The 14411-nt window shown below is 42.1% G+C and carries 12 protein-coding genes and 4 tRNA genes; 4 read left to right on the top strand and 12 right to left on the bottom strand.

Annotated features, from left to right (window positions below; translation table 11 throughout):
• Nucleotides 1–393: 393 nt before the first annotated feature.
• The 3 genes from FTT74_RS12455 to FTT74_RS12445 are packed head-to-tail and all read left to right on the top strand — an operon-like array spanning nt 394 to nt 2598.
• A complete protein-coding gene (locus FTT74_RS12455; RefSeq protein ID WP_096902398.1) occupies nt 394–897 on the top strand; it encodes a YfiR family protein in 504 nt (167 codons plus the stop codon).
• Nucleotides 894–2129, top strand: coding sequence for a diguanylate cyclase domain-containing protein (locus FTT74_RS12450; RefSeq protein WP_179989117.1), 1236 nt, complete (start codon nt 894–896; stop codon nt 2127–2129). The genes FTT74_RS12455 and FTT74_RS12450 overlap by 4 nt, the downstream gene beginning before the upstream one ends.
• On the top strand, nt 2122–2598 hold the full coding sequence (locus FTT74_RS12445; RefSeq protein ID WP_004976277.1) for an OmpA family protein: 477 nt from the start codon (nt 2122–2124) through the stop codon (nt 2596–2598). The genes FTT74_RS12450 and FTT74_RS12445 overlap by 8 nt, the downstream gene beginning before the upstream one ends.
• 191 nt (nt 2599–2789) lie before the next feature.
• Here FTT74_RS12445 and FTT74_RS12440 read toward each other — a convergent pair.
• From FTT74_RS12440 to secA, 8 genes are all read right to left on the bottom strand, one after another.
• Nucleotides 2790–2866 (bottom strand) — tRNA-Pro (locus tag FTT74_RS12440).
• 18 nt (nt 2867–2884) lie between these two features.
• Nucleotides 2885–2960, bottom strand: a tRNA-His gene (locus FTT74_RS12435).
• A gap of 38 nt (nt 2961–2998) precedes the next feature.
• A tRNA-Arg gene (locus FTT74_RS12430) sits at nt 2999–3075 on the bottom strand.
• Nucleotides 3076–3121: 46 nt separating this feature from the next.
• A tRNA-Pro gene (locus FTT74_RS12425) sits at nt 3122–3198 on the bottom strand.
• A 153-nt stretch (nt 3199–3351) separates the two neighbouring features.
• A complete protein-coding gene (gene nadA / locus FTT74_RS12420; RefSeq protein WP_179989118.1) occupies nt 3352–4419 on the bottom strand; it encodes a quinolinate synthase NadA in 1068 nt (355 codons plus the stop codon).
• A gap of 149 nt (nt 4420–4568) precedes the next feature.
• Nucleotides 4569–5789, bottom strand: a complete 1221-nt coding sequence (gene argJ / locus FTT74_RS12415) for a bifunctional glutamate N-acetyltransferase/amino-acid acetyltransferase ArgJ (protein WP_179989119.1) — start codon at nt 5787–5789, stop codon at nt 4569–4571.
• Between the two features lie 195 nt (nt 5790–5984).
• Complete coding sequence (locus tag FTT74_RS12410) at nt 5985–6341, bottom strand: hypothetical protein (RefSeq protein WP_026438462.1); 357 nt, start codon at nt 6339–6341, stop codon at nt 5985–5987.
• A gap of 162 nt (nt 6342–6503) precedes the next feature.
• The gene (gene secA, locus FTT74_RS12405) at nt 6504–9218 is read right to left on the bottom strand and encodes a preprotein translocase subunit SecA (RefSeq protein ID WP_179989120.1); all 2715 of its coding nucleotides are present in this window, start codon (nt 9216–9218) and stop codon (nt 6504–6506) included.
• Nucleotides 9219–9556: 338 nt separating this feature from the next.
• On the opposite strand from secA, the gene FTT74_RS12400 reads away from it, so the two are divergent.
• Nucleotides 9557–10198, top strand: coding sequence for a peroxiredoxin (locus FTT74_RS12400; RefSeq protein WP_004976269.1), 642 nt, complete (start codon nt 9557–9559; stop codon nt 10196–10198).
• Nucleotides 10199–10341: 143 nt separating this feature from the next.
• Here the strand turns inward: FTT74_RS12400 and FTT74_RS12395 are convergent, their stop codons facing one another.
• From FTT74_RS12395 to trpA, 4 genes are read right to left on the bottom strand one after another with little or no spacing between them, the layout of a single operon-like run.
• Complete coding sequence (locus FTT74_RS12395; RefSeq protein ID WP_373683197.1) at nt 10342–11388, bottom strand: SPOR domain-containing protein; 1047 nt, start codon at nt 11386–11388, stop codon at nt 10342–10344.
• Nucleotides 11379–12662, bottom strand: a complete 1284-nt coding sequence (gene folC, locus FTT74_RS12390) for a bifunctional tetrahydrofolate synthase/dihydrofolate synthase (RefSeq protein WP_167845785.1) — start codon at nt 12660–12662, stop codon at nt 11379–11381. The genes FTT74_RS12395 and folC overlap by 10 nt, the downstream gene beginning before the upstream one ends.
• A complete protein-coding gene (accD, locus tag FTT74_RS12385) occupies nt 12659–13555 on the bottom strand; it encodes an acetyl-CoA carboxylase, carboxyltransferase subunit beta (RefSeq protein WP_004976262.1) in 897 nt (298 codons plus the stop codon). Before accD ends, folC begins: the two co-directional genes overlap by 4 nt.
• On the bottom strand, nt 13552–14355 hold the full coding sequence (gene trpA / locus FTT74_RS12380; RefSeq protein WP_004976260.1) for a tryptophan synthase subunit alpha: 804 nt from the start codon (nt 14353–14355) through the stop codon (nt 13552–13554). The genes accD and trpA overlap by 4 nt, the downstream gene beginning before the upstream one ends.
• Nucleotides 14356–14411 lie beyond the last annotated feature (56 nt).

Raw genomic sequence — 14411 nt, 5'->3', positions numbered from 1 at the left:
ATCCACACAAGTTGTTCTTCATAATCTCTTAATGATCTTCTCGATGCTTCGTCAGCATCAAGCTAGGTCGGCTATATTACGCTTTATTTCTAAAGTGTCAACTGGTAATTTAAATTATTTTAAACTTTCTTTCTAAAACCCAACTCAATCATTCTTAACCAAGTCATTGTTTTATCAGAAGTTTTAATCTTCATCACCGCCGATGGATGTGCATTATAGGTGAAATATTTCGCCTTGCAACCCCTCTTTTTAAGTTTTATAAGTTTTTTAGTCCGAACGGTTATTTATTCGGCAAAATCATTTAGATCTGTATTATTCTTGCTCAAAATTAGCAGTATGCTTATTTTCCAATATTAGCTACACTACTTTTATGTTCATTCGTGTTGTATTGAAATGACTCAAAATTTAAAAATAATAACCTTGCTGTCATTTGTAGCAATGCAAACACCTATTTTGTATGCTGCACCTGCATCAAATCTTTATAACACTACATTCTCCATTTTAGCGTATGCAAAATGGCAAGCTAGCACGCCCAAACTTTGTGTCGTAAATCAAGATAATATTGCACAACAATTCAAAAAACATGCCCCATTACATAATAAATATGACATTCAACCCATTCAAAGCCATGAAATATCTAAAAGTAATTGTCAAATATTAATTTTTTCTACGCTTTCTGCTGCACAAGAACAACATACCTTAAATACTCAAGTTCGATTTCCAGCCCTATCTATTAGTTTAAACAATCTGGAATGTGAAACTGGCAGCGCTTTTTGTCTTTATAAAAAAAATGATAACTATGCTTTTAAAGTCAACATGGAAAGCTTGACTCAATCTCAAGTGCATATTGATCCGCGTGTATTACTGCTTGCAAAAACATCGGAGTCAAACTCATGAAGCAGTTATACACTCCAATTACCTTGCATCAATTATTCACACGCGCACAACTCACTATCTTTGCTCTGACTTTTACAATTTGTTCAATGATTTTTCTGGTCATTTCAACCTACACCATGAACACCTTCGCAAAAAATAGTTTGCAAAGTTTATCTGCAGCATTAAATGAACGTATTCAACCGGCTGTTGTATTCAATGACCAAATAACACTGAACGAAATTCTGTCTGAACATACGCAGCGTTATTCTATTCGTTCAATTGAAGTACGCTCACCTAAACAGACACGTATTGCCTTTATTGAACAGCAAGGTCTAGAGCATTTTTCAATTCAGGCTTTATTGGACTATCTGTTTTTTAATCATCCTGTTCGGCTGAGTATTGACCATGATCAGCAAAACTATGGTGAGTTGGTGGTGTATGGAAACTCTAGTGACTTGGTCAGTTTTTTTTATAAAATCGTTTTAGGATTAATTTTCGGTTTTATTTTGCTTTTAATTGCTGTGTTTTGGTCAATTAATTCAATTTATCAATATCTCATGCAATCTTTAAGTTCTATTGTCAGCTCGGCACAGGAGATCAGTGCACAAAAAAATTATAAGCTGCGCGTTTCAAGTTCAGATATTCAAGAACTTCATGAACTGAGTTATGCCTTTAATGGCTTACTCAATGAGATTGAACAATCCCATAAGAATTTATTGGTTGAAAATCATAAACTGCTATTTCAGTCGCAATACGACAATTTAACGCAGTTGCCAAATCGTAATTATTTTTATGAAACACTGTTTAAGCTATTTACCCAGCCTTCTGCTACGGCTGCAGTATTTTTTTTAGACATTAATAACTTTAACCAAATCAATAACCAATTTGGGCATTTGACGGGCGATAATATTTTACGTGATTCATCACATTGTCTAATTCAGATTTTGCCCTCACATGCGTTTGTTGCGCGTTTAGGTGGCGATGAGTTTGCAGTAATCTTAACTGGCTCACACTCCACTGCAGAATTAGAGGATTATTGTCAAAAGATTCATGCTTGCTATACCTCTACATTTAAGTATGAACAGCAACAAGTTTCCTTAAATGTCAGTATTGGCGCAGCATTGATTGAATATGCAAAAACTCCTGAAAATTTAATTGCCGATGTCGATCGCGCAATGCTCAAAGCCAAACGTGATCAATCAAAATGGTATATTTCACCTCAATCAAACAATAAACAGGTTCCTTATGCTTAAAAAAGTTCTGATCGGCACACTTATTCTTGTTATGGTTTCACTCAGTGCTTGCATGAGTTTGGGGAATGTCAGCTATAAGCAGGCGCGCATGCTAAAACAAGAAGGCTTTATTTTAAGTGATGATGGCTGGACCTTAGCCCTGCCTGAACGCTTGTTATTTGGTTTTGATGAATACGCCATTCAAAATAGCCAAAAAGAACGCCTCAACCAATTGGCACAACAGCTGCATAAATATGACTTGGATAAACTCAAGTTTATTGGTCACACAGACAACGTAGGTTTAGCCAGCTACAATCAAACCCTATCGGAAAAACGCGCCCAAAATGTGGCTCAGATCTTTTTAGATCAGGGTTTTGAAAGAAAAAATATTCAGGTGATTGGACGTGGTGCAACACAACCAATGGTAAGCAATGACACACCAGCAAATCGTGCCACCAACCGACGCGTCAATGTGACGATTGTGCCTTAATAAAAAAGACACTAAAACTTTTCTTATATTGAGCCTCATTCTTGAGGCTTTTTTATGCTGACCAATAACTAATACGAAATCAATTTTAAACCAACAAGGCTTTCATAAATTTCAGGCATAAAAAAACCGCTTAACGCGGTATCTTTATTGACTTAATCATTTCTACTTAGTATCTGTTCTATTTAGAATAATGGTCGGAGCAGTAGGATTCGAACCTACGACCCCCTGGTCCCAAACCAGGTGCACTACCAGGCTGTGCTATGCTCCGTTTATCTCTCAAAGAGATTGGGGTGAATGACGGGATTCGAACCCGCGACAACTGGAATCACAATCCAGGGCTCTACCAACTGAGCTACATCCACCATCATGTTTGGTTCTTTTATACCAAGCTACCAAAAAATGGCGCGCCTGACAGGATTCGAACCTGTGACCATCCGCTTAGAAGGCGGATGCTCTATCCAACTGAGCTACAGGCGCATGACCGATGATACATAATATCATGCGATACGTTGCCTTGAAGAATTGGTCGGAGCAGTAGGATTCGAACCTACGACCCCCTGGTCCCAAACCAGGTGCACTACCAGGCTGTGCTATGCTCCGATTCATCTCAGCTTTTTGTGTATCGCACATCGTGCGGTACGGTGTGCATTCTAGGCGCGACGCCCGAAGACGTCAACACCTATATTTAAAAAAAATTAAAAAAAAGCTTCAACCGTATATTTATCAAGCATTTTTGATATTTTTCAATCAATTTTAGCGTTTTAAGCTCGCACTGAAATTCAACATACGATCTAGTGGTAATTTAGCACGTTCTGCCATGGCAGGTTCAACGAATACTTCTTGATCACCTGTTTGCAATACATGCAAAATTCCATCTAATTCATTCATTGCCATCCACGGACAATGTGCACATGAGCGACAAGTTGCCCCCTCACCTGCAGTTGGCGCTTCAATCAGGGTTTTATTGGGTACCGCTTGTTGCATCTTGTAGAAAATGCCACGGTCAGTTGCCACAATAAGACGCTCGTTTGGCAAGTTTTTCGCAGCTTGAATTAGCTGTGAAGTACTGCCCACTGCATCAGCAATATCAACTACAGCTTCAGGTGATTCTGGGTGTACCAAAACTGCAGCATCTGGATACAGTGCTTTCATGTTGGCAATACCGCGTGAACGGAATTCTTCATGCACAATACATGAACCATCCCACAGCAACATATCTGCCCCAGTTTTCTTTTGAATATAGCGACCCAAATGCTGGTCAGGTGCCCAAATGATTTTTTCACCCAAGCTATCTAAATGCTCGACAATTTCAACTGCGCAACTAGAAGTCACGACCCAGTCTGCACGTGCTTTTACAGCAGCCGAAGTATTGGCATAAACCACAACGGTATGATCAGGATGCGCATCACAAAAGCGGCTAAACTCATCGACAGGGCAACCTAAGTCAAGTGAACAAGTCGCTTCCAAAGTTGGCATTAGAATGGTTTTTTCTGGTGATAAAATTTTGGCTGTTTCGCCCATAAATTTCACCCCAGCCACCACCAATGTTGTTGCAGCATGCTCACGACCAAAACGTGCCATTTCCAGTGAATCTGAAACACAACCTCCCGTGTACTCTGCCAATTCCTGTACTTCTGGATCGCAGTAATAATGGGCAACCAAGACAGCATTGCGCTTTTCGAGTTCTGCTTTAATTTGCGCAAATTTTTCCTGCTTGGCCTGCTCACTCAAATGGTGCTCTTTGGTTTCAGCCAAGCGATCTAAATGCGCCTGCACAATCGATTTTGCTTCATTGGCAATTAAATTGGTCGCATCATTCATAACAACGTCTTCTCTATCTTCATGCTTGCCCTAACACAAGCGTACTCAAGTCACTGATGATATGGGGGCTATTTGCTCATTCACCAGCCCTTTGCCGATTAAATGCTAAAAAAGCCTCACAACGGAGGCTTTCTCACTCAATTTAAATTTTACGAACGGTAATCCGCGTTGATCTTGACATAATCGTAAGATAAGTCACAAGTATAGACTGTATCTGAGGCCTGTCCGCGTCCTAAATCTACACGAATGGTCATTTCAGTTTGCACCATGACGCCTGCACCTGCTTCTTCGGTATAGTCTGCGGCAGCGCCACCATCTTTACAGATTTGCACATCATCTAACCAAACCTGAATTTTTTCAACATCTAAATTAGGAACGCCTGCGTAACCAATCGCAGCAAGGATACGCCCCCAGTTTGGATCTGAGGCAAAAATAGCGGTTTTTACCAATGGCGAATGCGCAATGCTATAGGCAATATCACAGCATTCCTGAGTATTGGCACCACCTTCTACACGTACCGTAATGAATTTTGTTGCACCTTCACCATCACGGATAATCAATTGTGCCAAACGCAGCATTACACGATTTAAAACATCCAATAGCACAGCATAACGTTGATCATTATTGCTACTAATTGTCGTACCGCCTGCCTGACCTGTTGCTACTAGAATGCATGAGTCATTGGTCGAGGTATCGCCATCTACGGTAATACGGTTAAAAGATTGCTCTACACTTTGCTTGAGCAATTGTTGCAATACATCACGTTGAATCGGGGCATCGGTCGCAACATAGCTGAGCATAGTCGCCATATTCGGACGAATCATGCCTGCGCCTTTAGAAATACCAGTCATGCTGTATGTAATACCATCGAGCTCAAATTGCTCAGATGCACCTTTCGGTATGGTATCTGTGGTCATAATGCCTGTTGCAGCATCATGCCAAGCATCCTCACGTAACGATGCCAGCGCAGGCGCTAAACCAGCAACCAAGCGCTCAATCGGCAATTGCTCACCAATCACACCTGTAGAAAATGGCAAAACTTCTTGGGTAGATACACCTGCCAATTCAGCCAATTTGGCACAGGTGATTTCTGCATTTTGCATACCCAATTTGCCTGTACCCGCATTGGCATTACCTGTATTAATGACCAAATAACGCGGATTGCCTTGAGCTAAATGTGCTTTGGACACATGCACAGGCGCAGCGCAAAATGCGTTTTGAGTAAATACGCCCACTACATTTGAGCCTGCTGCAAATTCAAAAATAACCAGGTCACGTCGGTTCTGATAACGCACATAAGCCTCTGCTGAACCAATTTTTACACCTTTGACCACATGCATGTGTGGCATAGAGACGTCACCAACTGCCATTTTGAAATTTCCAGTACAAATTTGAGAATGTCACAGCTTAGTGGAAATTGAAGAAAAAATCGAGCATCCACCCTGCTTGATTCAACTTTTGTTAATACACAAGGTCATATATAAAAAACCAGCCCGTATGGACTGGTTTTAATCTTCAATATAATGCATCAGCAACTAAAATTATACTGATTGAGCCTATTTGGATTATGGCGTAGTCGCAACCACGGTTTCACCCAATAAAGCCTGTTTTGCACGTTCTTGACTTGCTGCAGATAAAGCAGGATTTGCAGCCACAATACGATTTACATTGGCAGCATTCGCAGGTGCAATCGCTGCAGTATGCAACACGATTGGACGCTGATCTGGATTGGCAAAGGTATAACGAATACCTGTGCGTGGGCTTGCCACAGTCACGTGACCATTATCCACTTGTACCTGTGCAGTGGTCGCACCCACAGCAGCTTGAACTTTTGCAGGAGTTGTCGTTGTTGCCGCATTTGCAAATGCGAAAGTAGGCAAGCTCAAGGCAACAATCATTAAAGGTTGTAATACTTTTTTCATTTTTTGTTCCACACGTGGATATTGCATGTGCAACTAAATAGCATTTAATTCCAAAATCTGCAAATGCTATACACATCTTGCAAAACTATTACCACAAAGATTTTGCGCCCCAAAATACAAAAAGCAGAACCAAAGTTCTGCTTAAGTTGTAACAAGTCAGGTTTAGATTTTACCGTGACACTGTTTATATTTCAGTCCTGAACCACATGGGCATGGCGAGTTACGGCTCGCAGGCGCAACAACAGTTTGCTCAGCAGCACTATACTGTGGTTCTGATTCAAAGGTTTCGCCCGTTAAACCGTCTACATCAGCATGTGAAAGATTAAGCTGCATCGCTTCTGCTTGCGCTTGCTGTTGAGCTTCCATCGCTGCCAATTCTTCAGGTGTTGGGACATGCACACGCGAAAGATCGGTCACGACATCGGCTTTAATCACGCCCAACATATTCACAAACAAGTTAAAGGCTTCTTTTTTGTACTCTTGCTCAGGGTTCTTTTGTGCATAACCACGTAAATGAATCCCTTGACGCAAATAGTCCATAGCCGCCAAATGATCTTTCCAGTGACGATCAAGTGAACTGAGCATAAAGTGGCGTTCTAGCATCGCAGCAGATTCATCACCCATTTGCTGACGACGTGCACGGTAACGTGTCACAATTTCATCGGCAATACGTTCAACCAAAGCTTCTTCATCTAGGCGACGATCATCTTCGAGCCATTGGTTAATTGGTAATTCGATGCCCAAATCATCACGCAAGGCACGCTCTAAACCATCAATATCCCATTGATCATGAATCGATTCTGGTGGAATATAATTGGCGATCATACCTGTGACCACTTCACGGTGCATTTCTTCAATATAGTCTTGCAGCGTGCTTTCTGCCAGAATATCATCACGCTGTGAATAAATGATCTTACGTTGTTCGTTGTTTACGTCATCGTATTTCAACAAGTTTTTACGGATGTCGAAGTTACGTGCCTCAACTTTACGCTGTGCATTTTCGATAGAGCGTGACACCATTTTGTGTTCAATCGCTTCATCTTCCTGCAAGCCCATAGCACGCATCATTGCTACAACACGATCACCTGCGAAAATACGCATTAAGTCATCTTCAAGTGACAAATAGAAACGTGACACGCCTGGGTCACCCTGACGACCTGCACGACCACGCAACTGGTTGTCAATACGGCGCGATTCGTGACGTTCTGAACCAATAATGTGTAAGCCACCTGAACTTAACACCATGTCGTGATTTTGTTCCCACTCTGCCTTTAAACGCGCTTCATCTTCAGGGGTTGGGTTTTCAATTTTGGCTAGCAGGGCTTTCCAGTTACCACCTAGCAAAATATCTGTACCACGGCCTGCCATGTTCGTGGCAATAGTCACCGCACGTGGTGAGCCTGCTTGCGCAATAATGTCAGCTTCGCGTTCGTGTTGCTTCGCGTTCAATACTTCGTGCTGAATACCCGCTTCACGCAGTTTATCCGATAAAATTTCTGAAGCTTCAATGGTCGCTGTACCAATCAGAATTGGTGCGACACCTGCTTCATGCACACGTTGAATTTCTTGAATAATCGCGTTGTATTTGCCTGTACGGTTTAAATAAATTAAATCGTTTTGGTCGTTACGAATCATTGGTCGGTGGGTTGGAATGATGACGACATCTAGACCATAAATTTCTTTCATTTCTGCAGCTTCAGTGTCTGCAGTACCCGTCATTCCTGACAGTTTTTTGTATAAACGGAAATAGTTCTGGAAGGTTGTGGTCGCTAAAGTCTGGTTTTCAGGCTGAATTTCCAGACCTTCTTTGGCTTCTACCGCTTGGTGCAGACCTTCTGACCAACGGCGACCAGGCATGGTACGACCTGTGTTTTCATCGACAATAATTACTTCACCATCATGGATGATGTAGTGCACGTTACGTTGATACAGGAAGTGCGCACGAATAGCTGCAGATACGTGATGCACCAAATTTAGGTTAGATGCAGAATACAGACTTTCTCCTTCTGCCAATAAACCCATTTGAATTAATTCATTTTCTACCGTTTCATAACCAATTTCGGTCATTTCTACAGTGCGTTGTTTTTCATCAATCCAGAAGTGTCCGCCATCTGCTACTTTTTCTTCTTTTTGCGCATGCAATTTTGGCGGAATGGTGTTGATTGCCGCATATAACTGCGATGAGTCATCGCTTTGACCAGAAATGATTAATGGTGTACGTGCTTCATCAATTAAGATCGAATCGACTTCGTCAATAATGGCATACGTCAGGCCACGCTGTTTTTTCTCACTCAGTGAGAACACCATGTTGTCACGCAAGTAGTCGAAACCAAATTCGTTATTGGTACCGTAAGTAATGTCTGCACGATAAGCCTGTGCTTTTTCAGTCGGGTCTTGCATGGAGTAGATAATGCCAATGCTTAAACCTAAAAACTCAAATAAAGGACGGTTGAGTTCAGCATCACGCTGCGCCAAGTAGTCGTTCACAGTAATGACGTGCACGCCCTGACCGCTTAAAGCATTTAAATAGCAGGCCAAAGTTCCCATTAGGGTTTTACCTTCACCTGTACGCATTTCTGCAATTTTACCTTCGTGCAAGGTAATACCACCAATCAACTGCACGTCATAGTGACGCATGCTCATGACACGTTTAGCCGCTTCACGACATACTGCAAATGCTTCTGGTAATAATTTATCTAAACTTTCGCCTTTGTTATAACGTTGTTTGAATTCTTCGGTTTTTGCAGATAAGTCTGCATCGCTTAAGGCAGATATCGTCGGCTCGAGCGCATTAATCTTGTCTACGATTTTACGCATGCGTTTGAGTTCGCGCTCATTTTTAGTACCGAAGATTCCTCCGATCAGACTTGCCAACATGAATAAACTCTCTAAATCTTGCTTGTCAAATAAATAGGTTTTTCTTAGTGGTTATTATGGTGCTAGAAATTTGAAGTACAAGGGTTTTGCACAAAAACCTATTAAAAATTCCAATCTCTACTTGCCATTTCTCGCTGCTAAGTGGCAGTTAATGTAACAAATTTCGAGCGGACGATATATAGCAATCACACATGAATCTATTTTGAAAATGCAATAAAAACGACACAGCATATTCAATTTACTCATAAGCACATACAAAAACACTATTTAATTCTGCAAAAGGAATGGCGCATAGTAGTACGCACACATCACACAACAAAACAAGACAGAGGTACACAATGACTATTCGCTTAGGTGACACTGCACCCAACTTCACGCAAGATTCAAATGAAGGCCCAATTGATTTTTATGAATTTTTAGGTGACAGCTGGGGCATTCTATTTTCGCATCCTGCCGACTACACACCTGTCTGCACCACCGAGCTAGGCTATACCGCAAAACTGAAAGATGAATTCAGCAAGCGCAATGTCAAAGCGATTGCACTTTCTGTAGATGATGCTGAATCTCACAAAGGCTGGATTCAAGATATTAACGAAACCCAAAACACGACGGTTAATTTCCCAATTCTTGCTGACCAAGATCGTAAAGTGTCTACCCTGTACGATTTTATTCACCCGAATGCCAGCGAAACACTGACTGTCCGCTCATTAATCATTATTGATCCAAATAAAAAAGTACGCTTGATCATTACTTATCCTGCTTCTACAGGACGTAATTTCCACGAAATTTTACGTGTGATTGATTCACTACAACTGACTGACAATTACAAAGTTGCAACGCCTGCCAACTGGCAAGATGGTGAAGATGTGGTGATCGTGCCTTCCATTCAGGATGAAGCGGAACTTAAAGAACGCTTCCCAAGTGGATATAAAGCCATCAAGCCTTATTTGCGTTTGACCAAACAACCGAACCGCACTTAATTAAGTGTTACATGAGCAAGCCTATCTTCGGATAGGCTTTTTACAATCAAAGCATTTGAAACACGCCTAAATTCAATCAGCATTAAAAAAGGATTTAACCCAAAAGATTAAATCCTTTTTAATAAACATTTTGATCGAATGATCTAGTCGCGTTTATCTAACGGTATCCAGTCAATCACCCATGCAGATTTCATATTCAAACTTGGGTCTGCGGTAATTTTCTTGCGGGTTGCATCTGCAGCATCACGGTCTTTAGATGGCCCAACCATAATCCGAACCCCTTTAGACGTTGGACTTTGGGTAACTTTATAACCTTTGGCTTTCAGTTTTGCCGCCAAAGCATCGGCATTGGCTTGGTTAGCTGCCAAAGCCACTTGTACCATCCACTGCTTATCGCCTTCTTCCAATAACTTACGTGCTTTTTCAGCTTCAGCCTTTTTCTTGGCAGCTTCTTCAGCTTTGCGTTTTTCCTCGGCTTTACGCTTATCTTCGGCAGCCTTACGTTCTGCTTCTTTTTTCGATTCTGCTGCTTTTCGCTCTTGTTCAGCTTTACGTTTTGCATCGGCTTGGCGTTGTTCTTCCGCTTTGCGCTTCTCTTCTGCAATGCGTTTTTCTTCCGCTAAACGCTTTTCATCTGCTGCTTTTTTCTCTGCAGCACTACGCTCTTGCGCAGCTTTTAACTCAGCAGCTTTCTTGGCATCCGTTGCTTTTTGCTGCTCTAACTTCTTTTGCTGAGCGGCTTTTTCTTCAGCCAAACGCTTTTGCTTGGCTTGTTCATCTTCGACCAATTCCGGTGGAATATTGTCAGAACTTTGCTGCTGACCAGAACGCAATGCATTTAAGGCAGCATATTCTTCTGCAGCTTTACGCGCTGCTTCAGCTTCTGCCTGTTGTTGCATCGCTAAAAACTCAGCTGCACGTGCTTCTTGCTCCGCTACTGCTTTTTCACGCGCACGGCGCTGCTCTTCAAGCAGACGCTGCTCGGTTTGCACATCGACAGTTAAAGGTTGCAATTGCACCATTTCTGCCTGATTGGCATTTTTATGTTGAACTTGTTCGGCTTGGCTTGGGGTTTTCACATTATTTTGATGTATTTCTTCTTGCCCTTTTAAAAGCAATGCTGCCAATAAAACACCACCACCTAATAAAACAACGCCACCCATCCAGCGCTGTTTGTTATTCATTGACATTCTTCCAAATACTCCCATACCGCTTCTAAGGTATGAAATGATCCACATACCAAAATCAGCTGATTATTTTTTGTTTCATCCAGTGCTGATTTAAAAGCCAATTGTATACTGTCGAAGTGTTGTATTGTTTCGCCTTGCAAAGCCTGATCCAAAACCGTGATCTCTGCCGCACGAGGCACATTTAATGTGGCAATTTTCCACATTACGACACTATCTTTCAATAACTCAACCACAGAATTTATATCTTTATCTGCAAGCATTGAAAAAACACTGACCACTTCAGTGTACTGTTTATTGTAATTTAAGAAATTGCGCAATTGCTTTAACAAAAATTCAACGCCATGCGGGTTATGTCCTGCATCAAAAATCACGGTTTTGCCCTGAATTTGACGAATTTCAAAACGTCCCGCCAATTTGGCCGTTTGAATACCTTGTGCAATTGCGTCTTGGGTGATTTCTAAACCACTGTGCAAGACTGCTGCCACAGCCGTTGAAATATTATCGAGGGCTAAACTGCCTGTTGGAAGTTTTAAGGTACAACCCGATGCAGCAAACATCCATGACTGACCATCTTGCATATCCCGATAAAAATAATCACGATTCAAGACAAACAAAGGTGCATTGCAGGTTGCTGCTTTGTCGTGAATAGCTTGAGGCAAATCTTGCTGACCTGCAAAAATGACAGGAATGTTAGGACGAATAATGCCTGCTTTTTCATAGGCAATTTTTTCGATGCTATCGCCTAACCAATCGACATGATCTAAACCGATATTGGTAATAACCGCCACATCAGGATTGACGACATTGACCACATCTAAGCGTCCACCTAAACCGACTTCAAGCACCCATACATCGCAATCACGTGCTTTAAAAATCACAAAGGCTGCCAAAGTCGTGGCCTCAAAAAAAGATAAACTCAGATCGCAATCACGTCGTGCTTGATCGACTTGCACAAAAGCATCAATCAAACTTTGGTCATCGATTTCGACGCCTGCTAATTTGACTCGTTCATTAAAACGGTAAATATGTGGCGATTGGTACAACCCAACCCGATAGCCCTGCGCATTTAAAATAGCCGCTAAAGTGGTTGTGGTTGAGCCTTTGCCATTGGTTCCCGCAACCGTAATGACTTTAGCTTTAGGATGGGTTACACCCAATTTTTCTGCAACGGGAATGACCCGTTCCAAACCTAAATCAATACCCGTAACGTGAACATGGCTCCAATAATTGAGCCATGTGTTTAAATCATCGGTTGCAAGAGGTGCTGTGTTCAAGGCAAGTTCATCAGTTTCGCAAGAATACGATAAACTGTATCACGTAATGCATGACGATGGACAATTTGATCGACCACACCATGATCAAGTAAGTATTCTGCACGCTGGAACGGTTCTTCCAGTTTTTCACGTACAGTTTGCTCAATGACACGTTTACCCGCAAAACCAATCATCGCTTTAGGTTCTGCAATGTGCACATCACCCAGCATCGCCAATGATGCAGTTACACCACCATATACAGGATGTGTTAATACTACGATGTAAGGTAAGCCTGCTTCTTTCATACGTTGAATTGCTGCAGAAGTACGCGCCATTTGCATTAATGACAACATGCCTTCTTGCATACGCGCACCGCCCGATGCTGCGAAGCAAATTAACGGTTGTTTTTGCTGAATCGCACGTTCAGCAGCTTGCACAAAACGGTCACCCACTACGGTACCCATTGAGCCGCCCATAAAATCAAACTCAAATGCACAAGCAATGACTGGCATATCTTTTAATAAGCCCTGCATCACCACTAAAGCTTCGGTTTCACCCGTTTTCTTTTGCGCTTCAGTCATACGCTCAGGATAAGCTTTGCTGTCTACAAATTTGAGTGGGTCTTTGGCAGAGAATTCTTGACCTAATTCGTTTTGCACTTGGTCAAAGAACCAAGTTAAACGCTCACGCGCTTTCATACGTAAATGTTCATCACATTGTGGGCATACATAAGCGTTGAACGACATTGCCGTACGTGTCACCAAGGCATGACATTCTGGACATTCAATCGTTGGTTCAGTAAAGATCGCTTTTAACGCTTGTTGCTCATCTGGTGTTTCAATACCAGGTACACCACGTGCAGTCCACGGCGTCGATGGGCTTAGAATTTTCCCTGTTTTCACTTCTTGACTCATACTAACTCATCGAGCGCAGCTCGAAGCTCCTTCACTTTATTAACCGTTGCAATGACGGCTTGTTCTGGTGCTAAGCTCGCAAATTGTTTTACAAAAGCACTTCCGACAATGACTGCGTCGGCAGCCGCGCCCATTGCTTTGGCAGATGCAGCATCACTGATGCCAAAACCCACACCCACAGGCACGTTGGTTACAGCTTTAATCTGTTGGATGCGGGTTGCTGCTTCTGCAACATCAAGTGTTGCTGCACCCGTCACGCCTTTCAAAGAAACATAATAAATAAAGCCACTGGCTTGGTTTGCAACAAATTGAATACGCTCTGGTGTAGAAGTTGGCGCTAACAAGAAAATTTGATTCATCCCATATTTATTCAGGACTTCATCAAATTCTTGGGCTTCTTCAGGTGGTAAATCGACCAGAAGTACACCATCGACACCACAGTCATGTGCATATTCAACAAACTTTTCATAACCAATGACTTCTACAGGGTTTAAATATCCCATCAATACCACAGGAGTTTCCTGATCTTTTTGACGGAACTCTTTGACCATGTTTAAAGCATCTAGCGTATTGGTTCCACCTGCCAACGCTCGCTCTGCAGCGAGGGCAATTACTGGACCATCAGCCATTGGGTCTGAAAACGGCAAACCTAATTCAACGACATCTACCCCTGCCTCGACCATTTGATGTAACAACGGAACTGTGACTTCTGGATGAGGGTCACCTGCCATAACATAAGAAACCAAGGCCTTACGCTGTTGAGATTCAAGCTGTGCAAATCGTGTGGCTAAACGTGACATAGGGTTGTATTTTCCTTGAATGATTAAAACTGAGACATTTGCTATTGTAGAAATAC

The organism is Acinetobacter sp. YH01007, from assembly GCF_013420425.1.
Taxonomy (GTDB): Bacteria; Pseudomonadota; Gammaproteobacteria; order Pseudomonadales; family Moraxellaceae; genus Acinetobacter; species Acinetobacter towneri.
This window is presented reverse-complemented; position numbering and strand designations above follow the sequence as displayed.

Coding starts and splice junctions, on each gene's coding strand:
- secA (WP_179989120.1), bottom strand. CDS start 9,218: ATGTTGGCAAGTCTGATCGGAGGAATCTTCGGTACTAAAAATGAGCGC.
- FTT74_RS12400 (WP_004976269.1), top strand. CDS start 9,557: ATGACTATTCGCTTAGGTGACACTGCACCCAACTTCACGCAAGATTCA.
- trpA (WP_004976260.1), bottom strand. CDS start 14,355: ATGTCACGTTTAGCCACACGATTTGCACAGCTTGAATCTCAACAGCGT.
- FTT74_RS12445 (WP_004976277.1), top strand. CDS start 2,122: ATGCTTAAAAAAGTTCTGATCGGCACACTTATTCTTGTTATGGTTTCA.
- FTT74_RS12455 (WP_096902398.1), top strand. CDS start 394: ATGACTCAAAATTTAAAAATAATAACCTTGCTGTCATTTGTAGCAATG.
- FTT74_RS12450 (WP_179989117.1), top strand. CDS start 894: ATGAAGCAGTTATACACTCCAATTACCTTGCATCAATTATTCACACGC.
- nadA (WP_179989118.1), bottom strand. CDS start 4,419: ATGAATGATGCGACCAATTTAATTGCCAATGAAGCAAAATCGATTGTG.
- FTT74_RS12395 (WP_373683197.1), bottom strand. CDS start 11,388: ATGTCAATGAATAACAAACAGCGCTGGATGGGTGGCGTTGTTTTATTA.
- argJ (WP_179989119.1), bottom strand. CDS start 5,789: ATGGCAGTTGGTGACGTCTCTATGCCACACATGCATGTGGTCAAAGGT.
- accD (WP_004976262.1), bottom strand. CDS start 13,555: ATGAGTCAAGAAGTGAAAACAGGGAAAATTCTAAGCCCATCGACGCCG.
- FTT74_RS12410 (WP_026438462.1), bottom strand. CDS start 6,341: ATGAAAAAAGTATTACAACCTTTAATGATTGTTGCCTTGAGCTTGCCT.